General features: G+C 73.7%; 20 protein-coding genes. 12 read left to right on the top strand and 8 right to left on the bottom strand.

The window, feature by feature from the left end; translation table 11 throughout:
• The first annotated feature begins 269 nt into the window (after positions 1-269).
• Positions 270-1,097: a glycosyltransferase gene (locus ACIQMJ_RS11360; RefSeq protein WP_499760835.1), complete on the top strand. Its 828-nt coding sequence runs from the start codon at positions 270-272 to the stop codon at positions 1,095-1,097.
• A complete protein-coding gene (locus ACIQMJ_RS11355) occupies positions 1,097-2,407 on the top strand; it encodes an FAD-dependent oxidoreductase (protein WP_499760834.1) in 1,311 nt (436 codons plus the stop codon). Before ACIQMJ_RS11360 ends, ACIQMJ_RS11355 begins: the two co-directional genes overlap by 1 nt.
• Here the strand turns inward: ACIQMJ_RS11355 and wecB are convergent.
• Positions 2,325-3,497, bottom strand: coding sequence for a non-hydrolyzing UDP-N-acetylglucosamine 2-epimerase (gene wecB, locus ACIQMJ_RS11350; RefSeq protein ID WP_499760833.1), 1,173 nt, complete (start codon positions 3,495-3,497; stop codon positions 2,325-2,327). The two genes, ACIQMJ_RS11355 and wecB, sit on opposite strands and share 83 nt — an antisense overlap.
• A gap of 216 nt (positions 3,498-3,713) precedes the next feature.
• Between wecB and ACIQMJ_RS11345 the strand changes: the two genes are divergently transcribed.
• The 4 genes from ACIQMJ_RS11345 to ACIQMJ_RS11330 all read left to right on the top strand — a co-directional run bounded on the left by ACIQMJ_RS11345 (position 3,714) and on the right by ACIQMJ_RS11330 (position 7,622).
• Positions 3,714-4,661: a lysyl oxidase family protein gene (locus tag ACIQMJ_RS11345; RefSeq protein ID WP_499760832.1), complete on the top strand. Its 948-nt coding sequence runs from the start codon at positions 3,714-3,716 to the stop codon at positions 4,659-4,661.
• A gap of 84 nt (positions 4,662-4,745) precedes the next feature.
• The gene (locus ACIQMJ_RS11340) at positions 4,746-6,119 is read left to right on the top strand and encodes an SNIPE associated domain-containing protein (protein WP_499760831.1); all 1,374 of its coding nucleotides are present in this window, start codon (positions 4,746-4,748) and stop codon (positions 6,117-6,119) included.
• Between the two features lie 3 nt (positions 6,120-6,122).
• Positions 6,123-6,689: a DUF2510 domain-containing protein gene (locus tag ACIQMJ_RS11335; protein WP_499760830.1), complete on the top strand. Its 567-nt coding sequence runs from the start codon at positions 6,123-6,125 to the stop codon at positions 6,687-6,689.
• A gap of 69 nt (positions 6,690-6,758) precedes the next feature.
• Positions 6,759-7,622 carry a serine/threonine-protein kinase gene (locus tag ACIQMJ_RS11330; protein WP_499760829.1) on the top strand — a complete coding sequence of 288 codons (864 nt, stop codon included), beginning with the start codon at positions 6,759-6,761 and terminating at the stop codon, positions 7,620-7,622.
• On the opposite strand, the gene ACIQMJ_RS11325 is transcribed toward ACIQMJ_RS11330, so the two are convergent.
• Positions 7,619-8,452, bottom strand: a complete 834-nt coding sequence (locus ACIQMJ_RS11325) for an alpha/beta fold hydrolase (protein WP_499760828.1) — start codon at positions 8,450-8,452, stop codon at positions 7,619-7,621. The genes ACIQMJ_RS11330 and ACIQMJ_RS11325 overlap by 4 nt on opposite strands.
• Before the next feature lie 95 nt (positions 8,453-8,547).
• On the opposite strand from ACIQMJ_RS11325, the gene ACIQMJ_RS11320 reads away from it, so the two are divergent.
• The 3 genes from ACIQMJ_RS11320 to ACIQMJ_RS11310 are packed head-to-tail and all read left to right on the top strand — an operon-like array spanning position 8,548 to position 11,606.
• Positions 8,548-9,858, top strand: coding sequence for an aminotransferase-like domain-containing protein (locus ACIQMJ_RS11320; protein ID WP_499760827.1), 1,311 nt, complete (start codon positions 8,548-8,550; stop codon positions 9,856-9,858).
• 9 nt (positions 9,859-9,867) lie between these two features.
• The gene (locus ACIQMJ_RS11315) at positions 9,868-10,836 is read left to right on the top strand and encodes a squalene cyclase (protein WP_499760826.1); all 969 of its coding nucleotides are present in this window, start codon (positions 9,868-9,870) and stop codon (positions 10,834-10,836) included.
• Positions 10,837-10,874: 38 nt separating this feature from the next.
• Positions 10,875-11,606 carry a hypothetical protein gene (locus ACIQMJ_RS11310; RefSeq protein ID WP_499760825.1) on the top strand — a complete coding sequence of 244 codons (732 nt, stop codon included), beginning with the start codon at positions 10,875-10,877 and terminating at the stop codon, positions 11,604-11,606.
• Positions 11,607-11,705: 99 nt separating this feature from the next.
• Here ACIQMJ_RS11310 and ACIQMJ_RS11305 read toward each other — a convergent pair whose 3' ends face one another.
• Complete coding sequence (locus ACIQMJ_RS11305; protein ID WP_499760824.1) at positions 11,706-11,957, bottom strand: hypothetical protein; 252 nt, start codon at positions 11,955-11,957, stop codon at positions 11,706-11,708.
• 134 nt (positions 11,958-12,091) lie between these two features.
• Between ACIQMJ_RS11305 and ACIQMJ_RS11300 the strand changes: the two genes are divergently transcribed.
• A complete protein-coding gene (locus tag ACIQMJ_RS11300; protein ID WP_499760823.1) occupies positions 12,092-12,721 on the top strand; it encodes a dienelactone hydrolase family protein in 630 nt (209 codons plus the stop codon).
• Between the two features lie 391 nt (positions 12,722-13,112).
• On the opposite strand, the gene ACIQMJ_RS11295 is transcribed toward ACIQMJ_RS11300, so the two are convergent.
• Positions 13,113-14,708 (bottom strand): glycoside hydrolase family 64 protein, encoded by a 1,596-nt coding sequence (locus ACIQMJ_RS11295; RefSeq protein WP_499760822.1) that lies wholly within the window; start codon positions 14,706-14,708, stop codon positions 13,113-13,115.
• Between the two features lie 196 nt (positions 14,709-14,904).
• Between ACIQMJ_RS11295 and ACIQMJ_RS11290 the strand changes: the two genes are divergently transcribed.
• Positions 14,905-16,116 carry a cysteine desulfurase-like protein gene (locus ACIQMJ_RS11290; protein WP_499760821.1) on the top strand — a complete coding sequence of 404 codons (1,212 nt, stop codon included), beginning with the start codon at positions 14,905-14,907 and terminating at the stop codon, positions 16,114-16,116.
• On the opposite strand, the gene ACIQMJ_RS11285 is transcribed toward ACIQMJ_RS11290, so the two are convergent.
• Positions 16,096-16,767: a TetR/AcrR family transcriptional regulator C-terminal domain-containing protein gene (locus ACIQMJ_RS11285; RefSeq protein WP_499760820.1), complete on the bottom strand. Its 672-nt coding sequence runs from the start codon at positions 16,765-16,767 to the stop codon at positions 16,096-16,098. The genes ACIQMJ_RS11290 and ACIQMJ_RS11285 overlap by 21 nt on opposite strands.
• A 37-nt stretch (positions 16,768-16,804) precedes the next feature.
• Here ACIQMJ_RS11285 and ACIQMJ_RS11280 point away from each other — a divergent pair, with 37 nt between their 5' ends.
• Complete coding sequence (locus ACIQMJ_RS11280) at positions 16,805-18,400, top strand: ABC-F family ATP-binding cassette domain-containing protein (protein WP_499760819.1); 1,596 nt, start codon at positions 16,805-16,807, stop codon at positions 18,398-18,400.
• On the opposite strand, the gene ACIQMJ_RS11275 is transcribed toward ACIQMJ_RS11280, so the two are convergent.
• The 3 genes from ACIQMJ_RS11275 to ACIQMJ_RS11265 are packed head-to-tail and all read right to left on the bottom strand — an operon-like array spanning position 18,397 to position 22,045.
• Positions 18,397-18,999: an acetoacetate decarboxylase family protein gene (locus tag ACIQMJ_RS11275; RefSeq protein WP_499760818.1), complete on the bottom strand. Its 603-nt coding sequence runs from the start codon at positions 18,997-18,999 to the stop codon at positions 18,397-18,399. The genes ACIQMJ_RS11280 and ACIQMJ_RS11275 overlap by 4 nt on opposite strands.
• Positions 18,999-20,648, bottom strand: coding sequence for an FAD-dependent oxidoreductase (locus tag ACIQMJ_RS11270; RefSeq protein ID WP_499760817.1), 1,650 nt, complete (start codon positions 20,646-20,648; stop codon positions 18,999-19,001). The genes ACIQMJ_RS11275 and ACIQMJ_RS11270 overlap by 1 nt, the downstream gene beginning before the upstream one ends.
• Positions 20,645-22,045, bottom strand: coding sequence for a flavin-containing monooxygenase (locus tag ACIQMJ_RS11265; RefSeq protein ID WP_499760816.1), 1,401 nt, complete (start codon positions 22,043-22,045; stop codon positions 20,645-20,647). The genes ACIQMJ_RS11270 and ACIQMJ_RS11265 overlap by 4 nt, the downstream gene beginning before the upstream one ends.
• Positions 22,046-22,097: the final 52 nt, after the last annotated feature.

The raw sequence follows: 22,097 nt of genomic DNA, 5'->3' as shown, positions 1-22,097 counted from the left end.
TTCCCACCATGAACCCGATTATTTGGTCACCCGTCCGAGACCATCCGAACGGGAAGTTGTGCTCACTCGGTGTGCATGAAACGCGATTCAGTGGCGCTAATTCACTCTTTCGATGATCACTGTTCCCCTTCCTGGTGGCTCTCGGTTCCGGGCCCTGCGGTAATTCATCCAGACGTGCGACGAGATACCGGCGGGGTGGTCCAATCCCGTGGCGGTCCGGAGGCGAATAATTCTGGACCGTCATCCGCCATCCAGTGAAATGGGGCCCATTGAGCGTCGATGAAGGCGACGTGCGCACCGCGTCGGAACAGGGCGGACCGGCCCTCTCCGGCGGCCCGCGCACCCACGCCCGTGCCCACGTCGTGCTGCCCGCCTACAACGAGGCCGCCTCGCTGCCGCCGCTGCTCACCCGGCTCGCGGAGGTCGGCCGCACCGAGAAGCTCACCGCCTGGGTCGTGGACGACGGCTCGTCGGACGGCACCGCCGGCGTCGTCGCCGGCGGCTGGCCCGGCCTGGACGTGCGGCTGGTCAGCCACCCGGTCAACCTCGGCCTCGGCCAGGCCGTCCGGTCGGGGCTGCGCGCCGTGCTGGCCGAGGCGGGCGAGGAGGACGTCGTGGTCGTCATGGACGCCGACGACACCCACGACCCGGCGCTGATCCAGCGGCTGGAGGACGAGATCGCGGCGGGCGCCGACGTGGTGATCTGCTCCCGGTTCGTCGACGGCGGCGACGACGCGACCGCGCCGCCGGTGCGCCGGCTGCTCTCGCGGGGCGCGGCCGCCCTGTTCCGCCGCGTGCTGCGGGTCGAGGGCGTGCGCGACTTCACCAGCGGCTTCCGCGCCTACCGGGTCGGCCTGCTGGCCCGCGCCGAGCGGCACTGGGGCGAGCGGCTGATCGAGGAGCGCGGCTTCGCGTGCATGGTCGAGCTGCTGCTCAAGCTGCGGCACTGCCGCCCGGTGGTGGTCGAGGTGCCGCTGGCCCTGCGCTACGACCGCAAGCGCGGCCCGAGCAAGATCCGGATCGCCCGCACGGTCTGGCAGTACGTGAAGCTGCTGGTCCGCGACCGGCTCACGCCCGCGCCGTACCGGGCGCTGTGATGCGGCGGGCGGACCACGGGCACGTGGTCGTGGTCGGCGGCGGGATCTGCGGCCTGGCCACCGCGCACGAGCTGGTGCGCGCCGGCACCCGGGTGACGCTGCTGGAGGGCAGCGACCAGCTCGGCGGGCTCGGCACGTTCTTCGCCTGGCGGGACCGGTGGGTGGAGCGGTTCTACCACTGCGTGATGCCGACCGACGACCACCTGCTGGACCTGCTCGGCGAGCTCGGGCTGCGCGACGCGATCACGTGGCGGCCGACCCGGATGGGCATGGTGGTGGACGGCCGCGCGTTCCCGTTCAACACGGCGCTCGACCTGCTCAGGTTCACCCCGTTGGGTGTTCTCGACCGGCTGAGGTTCGGCGCGGTCTCGGTGCTGCTGCGGCGGTTGGGCCGCGGCCGGGACCTCGACCGCACGCGCACCGAGGACTGGCTGCGCGGCCTGTACGGCGACCGGGTGTGGGAGCTGCTGCTCGCGCCGCTGTTCGGGGCGAAGTTCGGCGCCCGGTTCGGCGACGTGCCCGCGCTGTACCTGTGGCAGCGCCTGGGCCGCGAGGGCGCGGTGTCGGTGCGCGGCTACCCCGACGGCGGCTACCGGGCCGTGATCGACGCGCTGAGGGCGTCGATCGAGGGCGGTGGCGGCGTGGTGCGGCTGGACGCGCCGGTGCGGCGGCTCGGCGTGGCCGGCGGGCGGGCGCGGATCACCCTGGACGGCGACGAGGTCGTGACGGCGGACCGCGTGGTGTCGACGCTGCCGCTGCCGGCGCTGCGGCAGCTCGCCGACGACGACCTGGCCGCGCGGCTGCCCGACGTGCGGCTGCCGTACCAGGGCGTGGTGAACGCGCTGTTCTTCCTGCGCCGGCCGTTGTCGGGGCACTACTGGACGCCGGTGGTGCGGTCCGGCACCGAGTTCGACGGGCTGATCCAGATGACGCCGCTGGCCGGCGTCGAGCCGTACGACGGGCGGCACCTGGTCTACGCGATGCGGTACACCGACCGGGAGTCCGCGCTGTTCCAGGAGGACGAGGCGGCGGTCGCGGCGCGGTGGACCGCGCAGCTGCTGGCGCTGCACCCCGGGCTGAGCCGCGCGGACGTGGACGACGTGCGGGTGTTCAAGGCACCGTTCGTGGAACCGGTGTACCCGCTCGGGTACCTGGCGCGGCGACCGCCCGTGGTGGTCGCCGGCACCCCGCTGCTGCTGGCGACCACCGCGCACGTCTACCCGGACGTCACGAGCTGGAACTCGAGCGTGGGACTGGCGCGGCGGGTCGTCGCGACGCTGGCGCAGGCACCACAACCCGTTCCGGGCTGAGCTGCCGGGCGTGCACCGGCTCGCCCCGCACCAGCTGCCGCAGCGCGGCGGCGATCCGCGCGGACGGCGAGCCGGTGCCGTAGGGCGACGGGATGTGCTCCAGGCGTTCCCGGTGGCCCGGCACGTCGTCCAGCCACCGCATCACCTCCGCGCACACCCGCGGCCCCGGCGGCACGAGCGTGCCGAACGTGCCCTCGATCTCGGGGCGCTCCGTGCTGCGGCGCACCACGACGACCGGCCGCTTGAGCACGCTGACCTCCTCCTGGATGCCGCCGGAGTCCGACACCACCACGGCGGCGCAGCGGGCCAGCGCCAGGAACACCGGGTACGCCTGCGGCTCGACCACCCTGAGCCGGCCCAGCAGGGCGGTCAGGCCGAACGCCTCGACCCGCTTGGCCGTGCGCGGGTGCAGCGGCAGCACCACGGGCAGCGGCAGGCGGTTCAGCTCGCGCAGGATCGTCTCCAGGTTGACCGGGTCGTCCACGTTTTCCGGCCGGTGCACGGTGGCCAGCACGTAGCCGTCGCGCCGCAGCTCGTGCGCGGCCAGCACGACGGCTTCCTCGTCGCGGCCGGGCAGCGCGGTGACCAGCGCCTCGACCACGGTGTTGCCGGTGATCTCGATGCGCTCCTCGGGCACGCTCTCGGCCAGCAGGTTGGTGCGGTTGAGCGGGGTCGGGGCGCAGCACAGGTCGGCGAGGTGGTCGATGGCGACCCGGTTGTGCTCCTCGGGCATGGCCCGGTCGAAGCTGCGCAGGCCCGCTTCGACGTGCACCAGCGGCACGTCGTTGGCGTTGGCGGCCAGCGCGCCCGCGAGCGCGGACGTCGTGTCGCCCTGCACGATGACGGCCTTCGTCGGGTGCCGGGCCAGCACCTCGTCCACGGCGGTGATGGCCGCGCCGAGCTGGCCGCCGCGCCGGCCGCCGCCCACGGCCAGCTCGTGGAACCGGCCCGGCCGGCCGATGTCCTGCCGGATCCGGTGGTACATCGCGGTGTCGTAGTGCTGTCCGGTGTAGACGACGGTGGCGTCGGCGCCCATCACCCGGATCAGCGGCGCGAGCTTGATCAGCTCCGGCCTGGTGCCGCACACCATCGTGACGGTGCCGGGGATTGCCTGGTCTATCGGACCCACCTCCAGTCGCGGACGACGCGCGCCCGGGGCGCGATCGCGGAGAAGGTTAGAGTCCCGGCGGGAGATTTCCCTTGTGCCTCAGTCGATCGAGTGAACTTGGTCGTGGCCGGGGTCGCGTTGTCGGGGTGGCTCAGTAGGTTGGTGAGTGGATCAATCCCGATTGGACGGAATTCGACGATGCGAAGACACGTGGCCCTGGTCGTCACGGCGGTGCTCGTGGCGGCGCTGGTGGGGCCGTCGCACGCGCAGGCGGTGGGGCTGGTGCTGCTGCCCGACCTGCGGCAGGCGGCGGTGGGGTGCGCGGGCGGTTTCACCGGCGACCCGGCGCGGTGCGTCGACTGGGACGTGTGCCCGGTCGCCGACGCGGCGGCGCCCAGCGGCGAGTGCGTGGCGACGGGCCCGATCGGGGCGGTGCGGTTGCGGTTCACCACTTCGGCGGACAACGTGGGCGACGGCCCGCTGCTGATCCACGGCAGCCGCCCGGACACCGGCCAGGCGCGGATGACCGCGCGGCAGGCGTTCCAGTCCGCGGTGGACGGTTCGGTGCCGATGACCTACGAGCAGGCGCAGCAGGCCATCCCGGCCGCCCTGTACTACGAGCCGGCGGCGGCGCACGAGCACTGGCACCTGCTGGGCTTCGAGCGCTTCCAGCTGCGCTCGCGGTCGGGTGAGACGGTGGTGGTGGACCGGAAGAACGGCTTCTGCCTGGGCGACCGCTACCCGACGGCCGACCGCCTGCCGCACCGCCCGGCCGACGAGCTGAGCCCGGAGGGGCGGCTGGCGGCGTTCCTGCGGGAGAACCGGTGCGGTCACCACGCGCCGGGGGCGTTGAGCGTGGTGCAGGGCATCTCGGTCGGGTACGGCGACGACTACCTGCACACGGTCGACTTCCAGTGGCTCGACATCACCGCGGTGCCGTCGGGCGTCTACGACGTGGTGAACGTCGTCAACGGCGACCGGACCCTGACGGAGAAGTCGTACTCGAACAACTCCTCGTCCATGGCGGTCTCGATCCGCTGGCCGGGTGGCGCCACCCACCCGCCGGCCACGATCACCCAGCCGCCGGAGGTGCGCGTGGTGCGCAACTGCCCCGGCGCCGGCAAGTGCGCCACCTCGCGCGACTGAGCCCCGGCCGCGGGCTGTAACGCGCGCCCGCGGCGGGCCGATCCACGGTGACATGACCGGGAACCGCACCACGTGGTTCCCGGCATGCTCCGGGAGAGGACCGCGGTGGCTCTGTTCGGCAACAAGGAGAGCGCGGAGGTCGCCGCGCTCCACCGGGAACTGGCCGCGGCGCAGGCCACGATCGCCGAGCTGCGCGGCTGGGTCGGCCACCTGCGCGGCGCGGGAGCCCAGGCGGCGGAGGCCGAGCTGCGTGGCCTGCGGTCGGCCGTGGAGCAGGCCCGGCACGAGGTCGGGACGCTCGGTGCCACGCGTCAGCGGCTGGCGGCCGAGGTCGAGGTGTGGCGGTCGCACCTGGTCGAGACCCGTGAGCTGGCCCTGTTGCAGGAGGTCGGGGTCTACGACTACGCGCACCCGCTGGACGACGCGCTCGCGTACAAGGCCGCCCTGGACGACCTCAAGCAGCGGATCAAGGCCGCCGCCAAGGACGACGCGGTGGCCTGCCAGGTCGACTGGGCGGTGAACGGCTCGGTCAAGGAGGGCCAGAAGGTGGGCCGCGACATCGCCAAGCTGATGCTGCGCGCCTACAACGCCGAAGCCGACAACGCGGTGCGCGCGGTCAAGCCGCACACCCGCGAGGCGGTGAAGAAGCGGCTGACCACGACCCGGGACACCATCGGCAAGCTGGGCGCGCTGATGCGCATCGTCATCTCGCCGGACTACCACCGGCTGCGGCTGCGCGAGATCGACCTGACCGCCGACTACCTCGTCAAGGTCGAGGCGGAGCGCGACGCGGCGCGGGCGGAGCGCGAACGGCTCCGCGAAGAGGCGAAGGTGATGAAGGAGATCGAGCGGGAGCGGGCGCGGCTGGCCAAGGAGCGGTCGCACTACGCCACCGTCGTCGCCAGGCTGGAGGCGAAGGGCGACGTCGAGGGAGTGGCGCGGGCGCGGGAGCAGCTCGCGGCCGTCGAGGAGGCGATCACGGGCGTCGAGCGGCGCGCGGCCAACGCGCGGGCGGGCTACGTGTACGTGATCTCCAACATCGGCGCGTTCGGGCCGGACGTGGTCAAGATCGGCATGACCCGGCGGCTGGAGCCGATGGACCGGGTGCGGGAGCTCGGTGACGCGTCGGTGCCGTTCCGGTTCGACACCCACGCGCTGTTCTTCTCCGAGGACGCGGTCGCGCTGGAGACGTCGCTGCACCAGCGGTTGAGCCACAAGCGGGTGAACGTGGTGAACCCGCGGCGCGAGTTCTTCTACGCCACGCCGGCCGAGGTCAGGGACCTGCTGGTCGGCTTGGGCGATGACCACGTGCTGGAGTTCGACGAGACCGCGGAGGCGATCGAGTGGCGCGCCTCCGACCCCGGCCGTCGTGGTGGCGACGGCGCCGCCCGGCCGGTGCCCGCCGCTATGGCCGCCGACGAGGGTGACGGCGACCTCTCCGACGACGGCGGTGAGTGACCGATGAGCCACCCGCCCGCGCGCCCCGCGGCGTGGTCGACCGATCCGCTGGACGACGCGCTGGTCCGCTACTGGGACGGCCACCGCTGGACGTTCCACACGGCCGTGCGCCGGGTGGAGCGCCCGGCGGCACCCGCGCCGCAGGTCCAGCCGCCGCCCGCCCCCGCGTTGCGGCCCGACGTGGCACAAGCGCTCGAACGGGTGCGCGGCGTGCTGCTGGGCTCGATGAAGGAGGTCAACCTCCTCGGCGACCACCTCCACCCGGAGGAGCGGGTGCTGGCCCTGACCGGCGCGCAGGGCGAAGGCTCCGGGGTGCTCGCCTGCACCAACCACCGCCTGCTGTTCCTGTTCGTCGGCCTGGTGCGCCGGCAGTTCCTCGAGGTCGACTGGAACCAGGCCAAGGGGGTCACCTACGACCGGACCTCGAAGGTCTTCGCCGTCTACACCACCAAGCCGACGAAGCGGGCCGTGCCCGCCCTGGCCGTGCGGGTGTCCAACCTGGCCGACGCGCAGGCCGTGGCCCAGGCGGCGCAGGCCGCCTCCGCCGCACCCCGCCTGGACGTCCTCTGACCGGCGTTTGGCGGAGTCGACCTGCGGGAATTCGGGGACGTCCGGATAGGCGACCCGAAGGGTGGGGCCATGTCGTTGGCCACCGAGAGCCGCGTCCTCGCCGGTCGCTACCAGTTGACGGGCAAGCTCGGCGTCGGCGGTGCGGCCGAGGTGCACCGCGGGTGGGACGTGCTGCTCCGGCGGTTCGTGGCGGTCAAGGTGGTGACCGGCGAGGGCGACGAGCGCCGGTTCGACAACGAGGTCCGCACGCTGGCCGGGCTGTCGCACCCCGGGCTGCTGTCGGTGTACGACGTGGGCGCGGACGGCGGGACGTCGTTCGTGGTCATGCAGCTGGTCGAGGGCACGACGTTGCGCGACCGGCTGGTGGCCGGCGCGTTCACGCCCGCCCAGGTCCGCGCGCTCGGCCACCAGCTCGCCGACACCCTCGCCCACGTGCACGAGCAGCGCGTCGTGCACCGGGACGTGAAGCCGTCCAACATCCTGCTCGACGGCTCCGACACCGCTTTCCTGGCCGACTTCGGCCTGGCCCGCTCGCTCGGCTCGGCCCCGGTCACCAAGACCCGCGCCGTCGTCGGCACCGCCTCCTACCTGGCGCCCGAGCAGGTGCGCGGCGAGGAGGTCGGCCCGCCCGCGGACGTCTACGCGCTCGGCCTGGTCCTGCTGGAGTGCCTCACCGGCTACCGCGAGTACCAGGGCGACCGGGTCGAGGCCGCCGTCGCCCGCCTGCACCGCCCGCCGCTGATCCCGCACGACGTGCCCGCCGGCCTGTCCCGCCTGCTGGCCGCGATGACCTCGCTGAGCGCCCACCGCCGCCCGACCGCCGCGCAGGTCGCCGACCGGCTCCGGCCCGCCCCGACCGCCCTGCCGCCCGACCGGCTGCTGTGCGGCGTCCGACACCCCACCGCGCCGCCGACCGAGGCACTTCCCGCCTAGGCTTCCGCTCCCGCGGCGGTCCGTCCGTCGGCCGGCTCGGCCCCCTCCGGGATTCCGGCCAGGAACCGCTCCACCGCGTCGGTGAACTCGTCCGGCCGTTCCAGGTTGGGCAGGTGACCCGCGCCGGGGATCACCGCGAGCGTCGACCCGGGGATGGCGGCGCGCATCCGCTCGGCCACGGCCACCGGCGTGTACTCGTCCTCCTCGCCGACGACAACGAGCGCGGGCACGGTGGCGCGGGACAGCGAGTCGACGTAGTCGGGCCGTTGCGCGCGGGCCAGCCACGCGGCCGCCGCGCCCTCCGGCGACGTGCCGCGCATCATCCCCAGCACGTGCTCGGCGACGGCCGGCAGCGCGACTACGTTGTGCGGCGAGAGCATCTTGTCCAGCACCTCGTCGGCGTAGGGGCCCATGCCCTCCCGCAGCACGCGCGCCGCCATCCCGTGCCGCAGCTCGCGGCCCGCCGCCGTCTCACCGTCCGGGAACGTGTCCGCCAACACCATTGCACGGACCCGTGACGGGTGTGCGCGGTGCAATTCCATGACGATCTGCCCGCCCATCGACAGCCCGCACAGCACCACCTGCTCCAGGCCGAGGCAGTCGAGCAGCCCGATCAGGTCGTCGGCGAACACCGTCCACGGCATCGTGCCGGGCACGATCGTCGTCTCACCGAATCCACGCAGGTCAGGCGCGATGACCCGGTAACGGGTGCGGAGCCGTTCGACCTGCGGTCGCCACATCGACCGGTTGAACGGGTGGCCGTGCACCAGCACCACCGGGATGCCGTCACCCTCGTCGTCGTAAGCGATGTCGATGTCGTCCACCCGCATGGTCCCCCCTCGGTCCGTTGACGTCCGAAGCCTAGGAACGCCACCATGCTCGGTGCAATGAAAACAATGCTCTCGGTGCAATGTGGGGTGCTCGCGTGGCGGACTACCGCCTGATCGCCGACCGGATCGCCGCCGACATCACGGCCGGCCGGCTCAAGCCCGGCGACCGCCTCCCGCCGCAACGCGCGTTCGCCCGCCGGCACGGCATCGCCGGCTCCACGGCGGCCCGCGTCTACGGCGAGCTGGTCCGGCGCGGCGTGGTGGTCGGCGAGGTCGGCCGCGGCACGTTCGTCCGGGCACGCCCACCGGTCGAACCCCCGCTCGGCGACCCGGGCGGCGCGCGCGTCGACCTGGAGCTGAACTTCTGCGTGCTGCCCGACCAACCCGACCTGCTGGCCCCCGGCCTGGACCGGCTCGTCCGGCACGGCCTGCCCGACGCGCTCACCCCCGTCGGCGTCCGCGGCACACCCGAGGCGCGCGCCGCCGTCGCCCGGCTGCTGTCCCGCGGCGGCTGGACCCCCGACGAGAGCCGCGTCCTGTTCACCGGCAACGGCAAGCAGGCGATCGCGGCGGCGGTGTCGGCGCTGGTACCGGTCGGCGGGCGGCTCGGCGTCGAAGCCGTCACCTACCCGGTGGTGAAGGCCCTCGCGGGCAGGCTCGGCGTCACCCTCGTGCCGCTGGCGGTGGACGACGCCGGCGTGCTGCCGCAGGCGGTCCGCGCCGCCGACGTGCGCGCGGTCTACCTCCAGCCGACCCTGCACAACCCCCTCGGCACCACCATGCCCGACCGGCGCCGCGCCGAACTCGCCGACACCGTGCGCGACCTGGACGTCCAGGTGGTCGAGGACTCGATCTACGCGTTCCTCGGCCCCGACCTGCCGCCGCTCGCGCCCGAACGCACGACCGTCGTCGACAGCCTCTCCAAACGCCTCGCGCCCGGCCTGTCCGTCGGCTTCGCCGTCCCACCCGGGCACCTGGTCGACCGCGTCGCCGCCGCCGCGCGCTCCGGCGGCTGGGCCGTGGGCCACTTCGCGCTCGCCGCCGCCACCGGCTGGCTCACCGACGGCACCGTGCAGTCCATAGTGGACCGGAAACGCCCCCTCGCCCTGTCCCGACAACGACTCGCGCGAGAACGCCTGGCGGACTTCGACATCCGCGCCGACCCCGGCGCCTACCACTGCTGGTGGCGACTGCCGGACCGGTGGCGCGCCGAGACGTTCGTGGCCGCCGCGGCACGACGCGGCATCGCCGTCACCCCCGCCGCCGCGTTCGCGGTCGTCCCCGGCCACGCGCCCAACGCCGTCCGCCTCGCCCTCGCCTCCACCCCCGCACCCACCCTGGCCGCCGCGCTGGACGTCCTGGCCGCGCTCGCGAGAAGCAGCCCCGAGGACGAGCCGGTCGACTAGAGTCACGCCATGACGAGCACGATCCCGTGGCTCCTCGACTCCGACCCGGCGCTGCGCTGGCAGGTCGAGCGCGACCTCCTGCGCGAACCGGCCGAGGTGTGGGAGGCCACCCGCGCCAGGATTGCCATCGAGGGCTTCGGCGCACGGCTGCTCGCGCTCCAGGACCCGGACGGCCGGTGGGCGGGCGGCGCGTTCTTCCCGGCGGGCTTCGACTTCCACGGCCCCGAAGCGGCCGAGGGCGCCGGGCAGCCGTGGACCGCGACGACGTGGACGCTGAACTCGTTGCGCGAGTGGGGCATGGACCCCGCCGTGCTGCGCGAGCGCCGCACCGCCGAACTGCTCGAGCGGAACTGCCGCTGGGAGTACGACGACCTGCCGTACTGGGGCGGCGAGGTCGACTGCTGCATCAACGCGTGGACCGTCCAGAACGGGCTGTGGCTGGGCGCGGACGTCAGCGGCATCGTGGACTGGTTCGTGGAGCACCGGCTGCCCGACGGCGGCTGGAACTGCGAGTGGGTCGAGGGGTCCACGCGGTCGTCGTTCCACTCGACGCTCAACTCCCTCAAGGGCCTCCTCGACCACGAGGCCGCGACCGGCGGCACGGACGCGACCCGTGCCGCCCGCCGCGGCGGCGAGGAGTACCTGCTGGAACGCGGCCTGTTCCGCCGGCTGTCCACGGGCGAACCGGTCGCCCCGTGGGTCAACCGCTTCTCCTACCCGTTCCGCTGGTTCTACAGCGTGCTCAACGCGGCCGACTACTTCCGCCGGGCGTCCCTGCTGGACGGCACCCCGCCGGACCCGCGCATGGCCGACGCGATCGGGCTGATCCGCGCCGAGCGGCGGCCCGACGGGACGTGGTCGCAGGCCCGGCGCCACCCCGGGCGGGTGTGGTTCGAGGTCGACGTGCCGGCGGGGGAGCCGTCGAAGTGGCTGACCCTGCACGCGACCCGGGTGCTCGACTGGTGGGACTCCGAGTAACCGTAAGCTCACTCCACGCGTTTGCCTGGAGGGGTGCGGTGACCGAACTGCGCAAGCTGGCCGAGACGTTCGTGCCGTGGCTGGTGGAGAAGACGACGATCAGGTTCGTCGTCTACGGGCTGTTCTGGCTGACGACCGCCTTCGTCGCTTGGTGGTTCGTGACCGGGGACGCCGGACCCGAGCGGTTCGTGGCGAGCTCGCCGCTGATGGGGGTGCTGATCGCGGCGGCGCCGGTGGTGCTCGTCTGGCAGACGTCGCGGAGGGGTTTGAGCCGGGTCCACGGCTTCGTGTTCGGGACGGTGCTGTTCCTGACGACGGTTCCCGGGTTCGTCATCGGGCGGGCGCAGGCGCAGGAGGAGACACCGACCGGCTTCGCGCTGGTTGAGGTGGCGGTGTTCCTGGTGTGGGGCGCGGTGTTCCCCACCATGGTCGATCGTGTGGACCGGCGGTTCCGGAGGCTGCGCGGGCCGGTGGAGGACCCGAAGGCCGAGATCCGGGTGATGGTGATGCGGATCGGCCTGGCGGTCTTGATCATGCTGATGGCGAACGAGATGGCGGCCGGGTTCCGGTCCTACGTCGCTCTGGTGACCCGGGTCAAGTGGACCGCCGCGGTGGCTTGCGCGAGCTGCCTGGTGTGCCCGTTGCTGTCGTTCGCTCCGGGCGGGGTCGTGTGGGACGCGACGTGGGCCGACGTGGTCGCCGCCGTCGTGTCCGCCGCCCAGTGGCGGGGTCCACTCCGGAACTCGCAGTGGCGTGGCGGCCTGCCTTGACTCGGTCTGCCTCGGCGTCGCACCTGCCACCTTCCCCCTTCCCGACCCTCCCTTTCCCTTCCCGCCCTCCGGCACTGACTCCTTACACCTGATCGTGTCTCATTCGGCGGGCCGACCGTCCTCGTCCTCGATGTGCATCGCCGCGTCCTCAGGCCCGAGCAGGTGGTCGAAGCCCGCCTCGTCGGCGATCGACGTGGGCTCGTCGTCGGTGAGGTCACCGCGGTCGTCGGGCGCGGTGTACTGGTGGCCCGAGGAGCCGGTGGCCGGTGCGCTGTGCGTCGTGCCCCAACCCGGTTCGAGCTCTTCCTGCTGCTCGGACATGGGCGCTCGGTGGGTTCGTTCGTCGGCCATGCGTTCGCTCCTTCGGGTGCCAGCTGGGTGCGGGTGGGCACACCGACGGGTTACCCGCACCCCGATCGGGGACACGACCCGTTTGCCCGGCGGTGCCCCGGTGAACCCCAGGGGACATGACGAGGAGCGGCACGATGGCGGTGTCCGTCGACGCCTGGGGTGTCGACCTGGCCGCCGACCTCGGCATTCCCGCGGACCCGGCCGGCGTGGTCGTGTTCGCGCACGGTTCGGGCAGCTCCCGGCACAGCACGCGCAACCAGGCCGTCGCGGAGTCCCTGCGCCGGGACGGCTACGCGACCCTGCTGCTCGACCTGCTGACCGAGCGCGAGGAACGCGAGGACCGCGCCACCGGCCGGCTGCGGTTCGACATCGGGCTGCTGGCCGAGCGGGTGGCGGCGTCGGTCGAGTGGACGTCGCGGGCGCGGGCGACGCGCGGGTTGCCGATCGGCCTGTTCGGCGCGAGCACGGGCGCGGCGGCGGCGCTGGTGGCGGCGGCCGGGACGTACCTGGTGCGGGCCGTGGTGTCGCGGGGCGGCCGGCCGGACTTGGCGGGACGTGCGCTGGCACGGGTGCAGGCGCCGACGTTGCTCGTGGTGGGCGGCCGTGACGTGGAGGTGTTGGAGCTGAACCGGGCGGCGGCCTCGCAGTTGCCCGCGTTGTGGCGGCTCGAGGTGGTGGAGGGGGCGACGCACCTGTTCGAGGAGCCGGGGGCGCTGGACGAGGTCGCGCACCTCGCGGGTGGGTGGTTCCGGGATTTCCTGTAGAGGTCCCGGGTGGGGTTGGTGGGCGTTGTGCGGTGGGGCAGGGGCAGGGGCAGGGGTGGCGGGGCGCGGGGGTTGGTTGGCGGCCTCGTTGTTTCAACCGACGTTCGAGGGTTTGGATAACGGCGTTTTTGTTGATGGAGTTGTCAATGATCACCCGATTGGGGGGCTGGTACCCAGGGGGTTCAGGTCGGAGGCCGCCAGGTCCTGGGGGTACTGATCATCATGCCACGACGAGTGGTGATTGTCGGGGGACGACCGCGAAGACGGCCCGCCGGCCGTTCGGCGACAAGGCCGGTGGACGAGTGTTCGCCCGTCCGAGGCCGTCTTCGCGGTCGACTCCGTCACGACGGCACAGTCGTCGCAGTCGTCACGGTCGTGAACGGATGTCGGGTCAGCCCCGGCGCCACTTCTGGTTCGCGGTGCCGGCGCAGTCCCACAGTTGCAGCACCGCGTCGTTGTTCGGGTTCCAGTCGGCGATGTCGACGCACTTGTTCGCCTGCGGGTTGACCAGGTCGCCGGCGGCGGTCAGGACGAACTGCTGGGCGGGGTTCCCGCTGCACGTGGCGACCTGGACGGCCGCGCCGTTGGCGGTCGAGCCCCAGGCGACGTCCATGCACATGTTGTTCTGCGTGCGGAACGTGCCGGCGGTGGACTCCCACTTCTGGTTGGTGCCGCCGGTGCAGTCCCACACGATCAGGCGTTGGCCGTCGGCGAAGTTCCAGTTCGGCACGTCGACGCACTTGCCGTGCCACGCGCTGACGATGCTCCCGGCGGGCCCCGGCGGGGGAGTGCCACCACCGCCCGTGAACGGGGTCAGGATGATCCCCGCCGAACGCGGATCACCGTCGTGCACCAACGACTCCTGCGCCTGCACGTCGTCGAACGCGAACCCGTAAGCCCTGCCGTCCACCATGTTCTGGTGCACCAACCGCGAGTAGTGGTTGGTGATCGACCCCTTGTAGAAGTCGGCGGGGCCGCCGCCGGGCTGGGTGTCGATCGTGCCGAGCGTGGAGCGGTGCAGGGCGGCGCACAGGGTGCGCGCGATCGGACCGACGACCTGGTCGTTGGGTGCGTGCAGCGCGCCGTCGCAACCCCACACGTTCGCCGTCGACGGCTTGGCGAACGACGCCACCTGCTGGCCCGCCGAGTTGGTGAACGTCATCGTCGTGCCCGACGTCCGGCCGAAGTAGCGGATGTCCGGTCGGTCACCGAACGGCACCACGGTCAACGTCTTGGTGGTGTAGGCGTTCCACGCCTGCGTGATGTAGGGGTCCAGGTAGTTGCGGTCGAACAGGCCCGCGTCGGCGGCCTTGCCCGGCGCGAGCACCCGCACCACCGTGCCGTCGCCGCGGGTCCGGATCGAGTTCGCCCAGCCCGCCTGGTTCCGCAGGCCGTTGATCACGTTGTCGCGGCCGTTGACGACGAGTTCGCCGGTCTTCTTGGTGGCGCCGCTCGCCCCGGTGACGGTGACCGCGTGCGGGACGGCGAACATGTCCACCTGCGAGCTGTTCAGCCACAGGCCCGCGTCGTTGTAGGTGAACTCGCTCCAGTCGAACAGGATGTCCCGGTTCGGGTCGCTCGGCGACCACGGCGCGGGCTGCACCAGGCCGTCCGGGGTGAGGAAGAACTTCAGCTTCTCCCCGAACGACATGTACACGCGACCGGAGATGAACCGCGGCACGCGCAGCGTCACGCTGCCGCCGTTCGCCGGTCCCGCGATCGACACGTCCGGTGCGGGCACGGGCGGGTTGGCGCCGGCGGGCCACGGGGTGAACGCGCCGGACTGGTTGACGTACCCGAGCCGTCCGCCGGGCCGGATGTCCGTGCCCAGGACGTACAGGTGGACGGCCTCCGAGCGGCCGCTGTTGTTGGTGACGGTCAGCGGCAGCAGGTCGGGACCGACGGCCGCGGCCGGTGTGGCGGCGGCCAGTGAGGCCGAGGTGGCGAGCGCGGCGAAGGCGCTCAACCACTTCGTCAGGGTGCGCATCGTTGCGACTCCTCCGTGCAGGGCGGGTCGTGCCGCCTCCCGGCCGGTTCAGGGCGACCGGGACGACGGGCGCCACCACGGGCGACAGCCCGTGAGAGCGCTTCCACAAGCCTGGTCGAATGGTTGGACCACTGTCAAGGCCGGAACGTGACGCGCACCACTGGAGTCCGATGTGGAACGGCAGCAGAGTGGTGCCATGACCTACGACGTCGAGTCCGTCCGCGCCCGCTTCCCGTCCCTGGCCACCGGCACCGCCCACTTCGACGGTCCGGGCGGCTCGCAGGTGCCCGCCGCCGTCGCGGACGCCGTGCGCGACGCGATGGTGTCCTCCCTGGCCAACCGCGGCACCGTCACCGCCGCCGAGCGCGCGGCCGACGCGATCGTGCTGGACGCCCGCCGGGCCGTGGCCGACCTGCTCGGCGCGTCACCCGAGGGCGTGGTGTTCGGGCGCAGCATGACGCAGCTGACCTACGACTTCGCCCGCACGCTGGCCCGCACGTGGTCGCCCGGCGACGAGGTCGTGGTGACCCGGCTCGACCACGACGCGAACGTGCGGCCGTGGGTGCAGGCGGCCGAGGCGGTGGGCGCGGTCGTGCGGTGGGTCGGGTTCGACCCGGCGACCGGCGAGCTGGACGACGTGGCCGGCGCGCTGTCGGACCGCACCCGGCTGGTGGCCGTCACGGCGGCGTCCAACCTGATCGGCACGCGGCCGGAGTTGGCGCGGATCGCCGCACTGGCGCACGAGCGCGGCGCGCTGTTCTACGTGGACGGCGTGCACTTCACCGCGCACCACCCGGTCGACGTGGCGGCGATCGGCGCGGACTTCTTCGCGTGCTCGCCGTACAAGTTCTTCGGCCCGCACTGCGGCGTCGTGGCGGGCCGGCCGGAGGTGCTGGCGGACCTGCGGCCGGACAAGCTGCTGCCGTCGTCGGACGCCGTGCCGGAGCGGTTCGAGCTGGGCACGCTGCCCTACGAGGTGCTGGCGGGCTGCACGGCCGCGGTGGACTTCATCGCCGACCTGGCCCCGTCGACCGGCACCCGGCGGGAGCGGATCGCGGCGTCGTTGGCGGCGGTGGGCGAGCACGAGGACCGGTTGCGGGAGAGGGTCGAGGCGGGGTTGGCGGAGCTGCCCGGCGCGGTCGTGTGGTCGCGGGCCCGGCGGCGCACGCCGACCGTGCTGGTGACGTTCGACGGGCACGCCGCCGCGGACGCGTACCGGTACCTGGCCGAGTGGGGCGTGAACGCGCCGGCGGGCTCGTTCTACGCGATCGAGACGTCCCGGTGGCTCGGGCTCGGCGACACCGGTGGGCTGCGGGTGGGTCTCGCGCCGTACTCGACCGAGGCGGAGGTGGACCGGCTGCTCGACGGGCTCGCCGGGTTCCTGCGGTCAGCCCCCGGTCGGGCGTGACGCCGTCAGGCCGGCCAGGAAGTGGTCCAGGCCCCGGCTGAACAGCGCGTCCCAGTCGGGGCGGTCGAGGTGGGCGTGCGCGGCCAGGGTCGGATAGGTGTCGGCGTTGGCCCGGATGTGGGCGTGGGCGGCGTCCCGCGTGGCCGCGTCGCGCCAGGTGGACTGGGTGAGGGCGGAGCCGATGGTGAAGTTGGCCAGGCCGTGCGTGGCCGCGGCCAGCTCGGCGCCCCGGAAACCGGCCCCGGCCAGCGTCCGCTGGAGGAACTCGGTGCGCCGCAGCACGTTCGGGCCGAGCGCCGGCCGTCCCAGCAGCGGCGGTGACCACGGGTGGCGCAGCATCGTCGCCCGCCACGCCAGCACGAGGGCGCGGACCGCGTCGGGCCACGGTCCCCCGTCCGGCACGGGCACCTCGGCGAAGATCGCGTCCACGGCCAGGTCGAGCACGTCGTCCTTGGTCTTGACGTGCCAGTACAGCGTGGGCGGCGCGACGTCGAGGTGCTCGGCGAGCCGGCGCATGGTCAGCCGGCCCGCGCCCTCGGCGTCGAGCAGCGCCACCGCCGCCCCGACGATCCGCTCCACGGTGAGCGGCGCGTCGCGCCGCCCCTTGGCGGGCCGCAGCCACACGCCGCCCGGAAAACCAGTCGCTGTCACGGACGGCACCCTAGTACGTTGGTCGGGTTCTCGACCAATGTTCGAGAGGGGGTGGCTGGTGGCGCACGTCGAGGTGACGGACCTGACCTACGCGCTCGCCGACGGCCGGGTGCTGCTCGACCGGGTGTCGTTCCGCGTCGGCGAGGGCGTCACGGCCGGCCTGGTGGGGCCGAACGGCGCGGGCAAGACCACGGTGTTGCGGCTCCTCGCCGGTGAGCTGCGCCCCGCGTCCGGCGAGGTGGTGACGAGCGGTGGTGTCGGGGTGATGCGCCAGTTCATCACCGGCGACACGGTCCGCGACCTGCTGCTCGCCGTCGCGCCCGACCGCGTCCGGGCCGGTGCGGCAGCCCTGGCCGAGGCCGAGGCCGCGTTGCGGGAACGCGACGAGGAGGACACCCAGCTGGCCCTGGCGGAGGCCATCGCCGAGCACGTCGACGCGGGCGGCTACGACATCGAGGTCGTCTGGGACACCTGCACGACCGTCGCGCTGGGCCTGCCCTTCGCCGAGGCCGCCGACCGGCCGGTGGCCACGCTGTCCGGCGGCGAGCAGAAGCGGCTGGTCCTCGAAGCCCTGCTGCGCGGCCCCGACGACGTGCTGCTGCTGGACGAACCGGACAACTACCTGGACGTGCCGGGCAAGCAGTGGCTGGAGCGGGAGCTGGCCGCGAGCCGCAAGACCATCCTGGTCGTCTCGCACGACCGGCGGCTGCTGGCCACGGCCGCCGACCGGATCGTGGCCGTCGAGGACCGCGACGTGTGGGTGCACGGCGGCGGGTTCGCCACGTTCGCCCAGGCCAGGCACGACCGGATCGACCGGCTGGACGAGCGGCGCAAGCGCTGGGACGACGAGCGGCGCAGGTTGCGGGCCACCGCGCACACCCTGCGCCAAGCCGCCGCGCGCAACGACGCCGTGTCGTCGTCCTACCGGGCCGCGAGCGCCCGGCTGGCCCGGTTCGAGGCCGCGGGCCCGCCGCAGCGGCCACCGCGCCCGCAGAACGTCCGCATGCGCCTGGCCGGCGGCCGCACCGGCAAGCAGGCGTTGAGCTGCGCGGGGCTGTCGGTGCCGGGCCTGCTCGACCCGTTCGACCTCGACGTGGGGTTCGGCGAGCGGATCGCCGTGCTCGGCGCGAACGGCACGGGCAAGTCCCGGTTCCTGCGGGTGCTGGCCGACCCGTCCGCGACCCGGCACTCGGGCCGGATCGGCTACGGGGCGCGGGTCGTGCCCGGCTACTTCGCCCAGACCCACGCCCGTCCCGACCTGGTCGGGCGCGCGGTGGCCGACATCGTGATGCAGGACCACGCGCTGGCGCGCGACGACGCGATGCCGGCGCTCGCCCGCTACGAGCTCGCCCCGGCGTGGCGGCAGCCGTTCGAGACGCTGTCGGGCGGCCAGCAGGCGCGGTTGCAGATCCTGCTGCTGGAGCTGTCGGGCGCGACGTTGCTGCTGCTGGACGAGCCGACCGACAATTTGGACCTGGCCAGCGCGGACGCCTTGCAGCAGGGTCTGCGCGCGTTCACCGGCACGGTCCTGGCCATCACCCACGACCGCTGGTTCGCCGAGGACTTCGACCGGTACCTGCACTTCGACCCGCACGGCCGGGTCACCGAGGTGCCCGAGCCGAGCTGGTCCTAGCGCCGGCGCGGCCCGAACCGCATCCACAGGTCCCGCACGGCCAGGCCGAGCAGCGGCCGGTGGGGCAGCAGCCACGCGAGCGGACCCGACGGGTCGACGCGCCAGGTCGCGCGGACCGGGCTCACCCGGCCGGCGGCGCGCAGGGGAGTGCGGGCCACGCCGTCGCCGAACGCCTGCCACGTCGACCCCGCCACGGGCAGCCGCACGCCGAACCTCGGCGACCGGGCCCGCACCGCCGCGACGGGACCGTGCTCGTCGCGCGCCGACGCGGCCAGGTCGTCGCCCCACTCGAACTCGGCCAACTCCTTGGGGATGCCCCACAGCTCACGGCCGCCCGCCCGCGACTCCGGGCTGTCGACCCAGATCCGCGTGATCGACACCCCGAACCGCGCCCCGCGCCGCACCAGCACGGCGGCCAGCACCTCGTGGTAGGCCATGCCGGGCGGCCGGTAGTCGACGAACGCCGTGCCCACCACGGCCCGCCCGAACACCGTCACCGGCCGCACGGGCAGCGGTGGCAGCGCGCTCGCCCGGACCAGCCACACCGACACGCACGCGCGGCCGTGCAGCTCCCACGGTTCCGGCGGGTAGCTCACCATCACTCGTCCTCCGCGGTCGGGCGCAACGCGCCGGGAGCGGTGCGCGGCACGACCGGCCGCCGCGGCGCGACCGCCGGCAGCCGGACGTACGCCGCACCCGGTCCCGGACGCGGGTCGGGCTCACCATTGTTGGGCCACAACGACATCGCCCGCTCGGCGAGCGCGGTGATGGTCAGCGCCGGGTTCACGCCCAGGTTCGCCGGGATCGTGGACCCGTCGACCACGTGCAGGCCCGGGTAGCCGTGCACCCGGTGGTACGGGTCGACCACCCCGGTCGCCGGCGAGTCGCCGATCACGCACCCGCCGATCAGGTGCCCGGTCAGCGGGATGTCCGCCAGGTCCGGCCACGAGCCCCGCGCGACGCCACCGACCCGTGCCGCGACCCGCCGCGCCACCTCGTGGCCGACCGGGATCCACGTCGGGTTCGGCACGTCGCCCTGCCGGGTGGTCATCCGCCTGCCGAACACGCCCCGCCGCTCCACCGTGGTCAGCGAGTTGTCCAGGCTCTGCATCACCAGCAGCGCGATGGTCTGCTCCGACCACCGGCGCGGGTCGTGCAGCCACCCGAAGTCCCGCCACCCGCGCGCCAGCTCGCGCACGCCGCGCCGCAACCGCCGCGGCCCGCCGTCGGCCAGCACGGTCATCAGCAGGCCCATCAGGTTGCTGCCCCGCCCGTACCGGACGGGCTCCACGTGCGTGTGCGCGTCCGGGTGGAACGACGACGTGATCGCCACGCCCAGCGAGTGGTCCGCCTCGCCCGACCGCACCCGCACGCCCAGCACCGCCTCGGAGTTGGTGCGGCACAACGACCCCACCCGCGGCGAGAGGCGCGGCAGGCTGGTGCGCCGCAACCGGTGCAGCAGGCGTTGCGTGCCCAGCGACGCCGCCGCGAACACGACCTGCCGCGCGGTGAAGTCCCGTCCGCGCCGACCGCCCGTGCGCCGGGTGGCGACCGCGTAACCGCCGCGGACCGGCCGCACGTCGACCGCCGTCGTCAACGGGTGCACCCGCGCGCCCGCCCGCTCGGCCAGGTGGAGGTAGTTCTTGACCAGGGTGTTCTTGGCGTTGTGCCGGCAGCCGGTCATGCACTGCCCGCAGTGCGTGCACGGCGACCGCGTCGGCCCGACCCCGCCGAAGAACGGGTCGCCCGGCGCGCCGAAGTGCACGCCGACCCGTGACCGGTGGTAGGTCCCGCCGACGCCCATCTCGTCGGCGACGGCGCGCAGCACCCGGTCGGCCGCGGTGGTGCGCGGGTTCTCGGTCACGCCCAGCATCCGCGACGCCTGGTCGTAGTGCGGCGCGAGCTCGGCCCGCCAGTCCGTGATGTGCGCCCACTGCCGGTCGGCGAAGAACGCCTCCGGCGGCTCGTACAACGTGTTGGCGTACACCAGCGACCCGCCGCCGACGCCCGCGCCGCTGAGCACCAGCACGTCTCGCAGCAGGTCGACCCGTTGCAGGCCCAGGCAGCCCAGCAGCGGCGCGAACAGGTAGTCCCGCACCTGCCAGGACGTGCGCGGGAAGTCCTCGTCGGCGAACCGGCGACCCGCTTCCAGCACACCGACCCGGTAGCCCTTCTCGCTCAGCCGCAACGCGGTCGTGCCGCCGCCGAACCCGGACCCGATCACCAGCACGTCGTAGTCCACCCTCATCCTCCCGCGATCCGGAAGTCGGCCGGGTCGGCGCGCGCCGTGCGCCGCCGGTACTCCCACACCAGTCCCGGCCAGTTCGTGGTGATCCGGCCGCCGTCCGCGCGGTACCAGCTCGCGCACAGGCTCCACACGCTGCGCCGCAGGCGTCGCTGCACCTCGGCGTCGAACGCCTCCGCCACCTCGGCCCGCACCTCCACCCCGGGCGCGTGCGCGAAGTGGCGCAGGACGCGCAGCACGTACCGGATCTGGCTCTCGACCATGGTCAGCACGGAGTTGCCGCCGAGGTTCGTGTTGGGGCCGTAGAGCAGGAAGAAGTCCGGGAACCCCGGCACGGTGACGCCGAGGTGCGCGCGGGCGCCGCTGGCCCACGCGTCGGCCAGCTCCCGCCCGTCCCGGCCGCGGACGCGCAGCGGCCCGAGGAAGTCCGCCGCCGCGAAACCCGTGCCGTAGACCAGCACGTCGGCGGGGTGCTCGACGCCGTCGGCGGTGCGCACGCCCCGCTCGGTGAGCTCGGCGACGGGCGAGGTGACGACGTCGACGTCCGGCCGGGTCAGCGCGGGGTACCAGTCGTTGGAGAACAGCAGGCGCCGGCAGCCGGCGGGCGCCCCGGGCGTCAGCTCGGCGCGCAGCACGGGGTCGCGGACGCGCCAGAACCGGTGCAGGCCGGTCAACGCCTCGACGGCCGCGCGGGAGGCCGGGCCCGCGGTCAGGGCGGCGGTCAGCAGTTCGCCGGCGAGGAAGGTCGTCACCCGCCCGAGCCGCCCGCCGAGCCACCGCGACGGGTGGGCGCGATCGGGCTTGGGCAGCACGTGCGGCGCGGTGCGCTGGAACACCGTGACGTGCCGCGCGTGCCGCCGCACGCGCGGCACGAACTGCACCGCGCTCGCGCCCGTGCCGATGACCGCCACCCGGCGTCCGCGCAGGTCCACGTCGTGCCGCCACCGGGCGCTGTGGAACGCCGGCCCGCCGAAGCGGCCCGGCAGGTCGGGCACGGACGGCCGGGACAGCTGGCCCACGGCGCTGATCAGCACGTCGCACTCGATGACCTCGCCGCCCGCCACGTCCACCCGCCAGCGGCCGTCCACGCGGGTCGCGCCGACCACCTCGCACCCGGTGCGCACGAGGTCGCGCACGGGCTCGGCGGTCCGGCGCAGGTAGGCCAGGATGTCGGGCTGCTCGGCGTACCGGCGCGGCCAGGAGGCGTTCGGCGCGAACGAGTAGGAGTAGAGCGACGACGGCACGTCGCACGCCGCGCCGGGGTAGGTGTTGTCCCGCCACACGCCGCCGACGTCGTCGGCCCGTTCCAGCACCGTGACGTCGGTGAACCCGGCCCGGCGCAGGCTCAACGCCATGCCGATGCCCGCGAACCCCGCGCCGATCACCACGATTGAGCGCACGTCCGTGACGCTAGGGAGGAACCACTCGAACGAACCAGGACATCACCGGTCG

The sequence above is a fragment of the Actinosynnema sp. NPDC091369 genome (assembly GCF_044757065.1).
Taxonomy (GTDB): Bacteria; Actinomycetota; Actinomycetes; order Mycobacteriales; family Pseudonocardiaceae; genus Actinosynnema.
Note: the sequence above shows the minus strand (reverse complement) of the source record. Positions and strands in the feature narration are given on the sequence as shown.

Excerpts from the sequence above, each read along its gene's own strand:
- ACIQMJ_RS11280 (WP_499760819.1), top strand. The coding sequence starts at position 16,805 with ATGTTCGAGAGGGGGTGGCTGGTGGCGCACGTCGAGGTGACGGACCTG.
- ACIQMJ_RS11270 (WP_499760817.1), bottom strand. The coding sequence starts at position 20,648 with ATGAGGGTGGACTACGACGTGCTGGTGATCGGGTCCGGGTTCGGCGGC.
- ACIQMJ_RS11295 (WP_499760822.1), bottom strand. The coding sequence starts at position 14,708 with ATGCGCACCCTGACGAAGTGGTTGAGCGCCTTCGCCGCGCTCGCCACC.
- ACIQMJ_RS11345 (WP_499760832.1), top strand. The coding sequence starts at position 3,714 with ATGCGAAGACACGTGGCCCTGGTCGTCACGGCGGTGCTCGTGGCGGCG.
- ACIQMJ_RS11340 (WP_499760831.1), top strand. The coding sequence starts at position 4,746 with ATGCTCCGGGAGAGGACCGCGGTGGCTCTGTTCGGCAACAAGGAGAGC.
- ACIQMJ_RS11335 (WP_499760830.1), top strand. The coding sequence starts at position 6,123 with ATGAGCCACCCGCCCGCGCGCCCCGCGGCGTGGTCGACCGATCCGCTG.
- ACIQMJ_RS11315 (WP_499760826.1), top strand. The coding sequence starts at position 9,868 with ATGACGAGCACGATCCCGTGGCTCCTCGACTCCGACCCGGCGCTGCGC.
- wecB (WP_499760833.1), bottom strand. The coding sequence starts at position 3,497 with ATGGTGTGCGGCACCAGGCCGGAGCTGATCAAGCTCGCGCCGCTGATC.
- ACIQMJ_RS11300 (WP_499760823.1), top strand. The coding sequence starts at position 12,092 with ATGGCGGTGTCCGTCGACGCCTGGGGTGTCGACCTGGCCGCCGACCTC.
- ACIQMJ_RS11330 (WP_499760829.1), top strand. The coding sequence starts at position 6,759 with ATGTCGTTGGCCACCGAGAGCCGCGTCCTCGCCGGTCGCTACCAGTTG.
- ACIQMJ_RS11355 (WP_499760834.1), top strand. The coding sequence starts at position 1,097 with ATGCGGCGGGCGGACCACGGGCACGTGGTCGTGGTCGGCGGCGGGATC.
- ACIQMJ_RS11325 (WP_499760828.1), bottom strand. The coding sequence starts at position 8,452 with ATGCGGGTGGACGACATCGACATCGCTTACGACGACGAGGGTGACGGC.
- ACIQMJ_RS11290 (WP_499760821.1), top strand. The coding sequence starts at position 14,905 with ATGACCTACGACGTCGAGTCCGTCCGCGCCCGCTTCCCGTCCCTGGCC.
- ACIQMJ_RS11305 (WP_499760824.1), bottom strand. The coding sequence starts at position 11,957 with ATGGCCGACGAACGAACCCACCGAGCGCCCATGTCCGAGCAGCAGGAA.
- ACIQMJ_RS11275 (WP_499760818.1), bottom strand. The coding sequence starts at position 18,999 with ATGGTGAGCTACCCGCCGGAACCGTGGGAGCTGCACGGCCGCGCGTGC.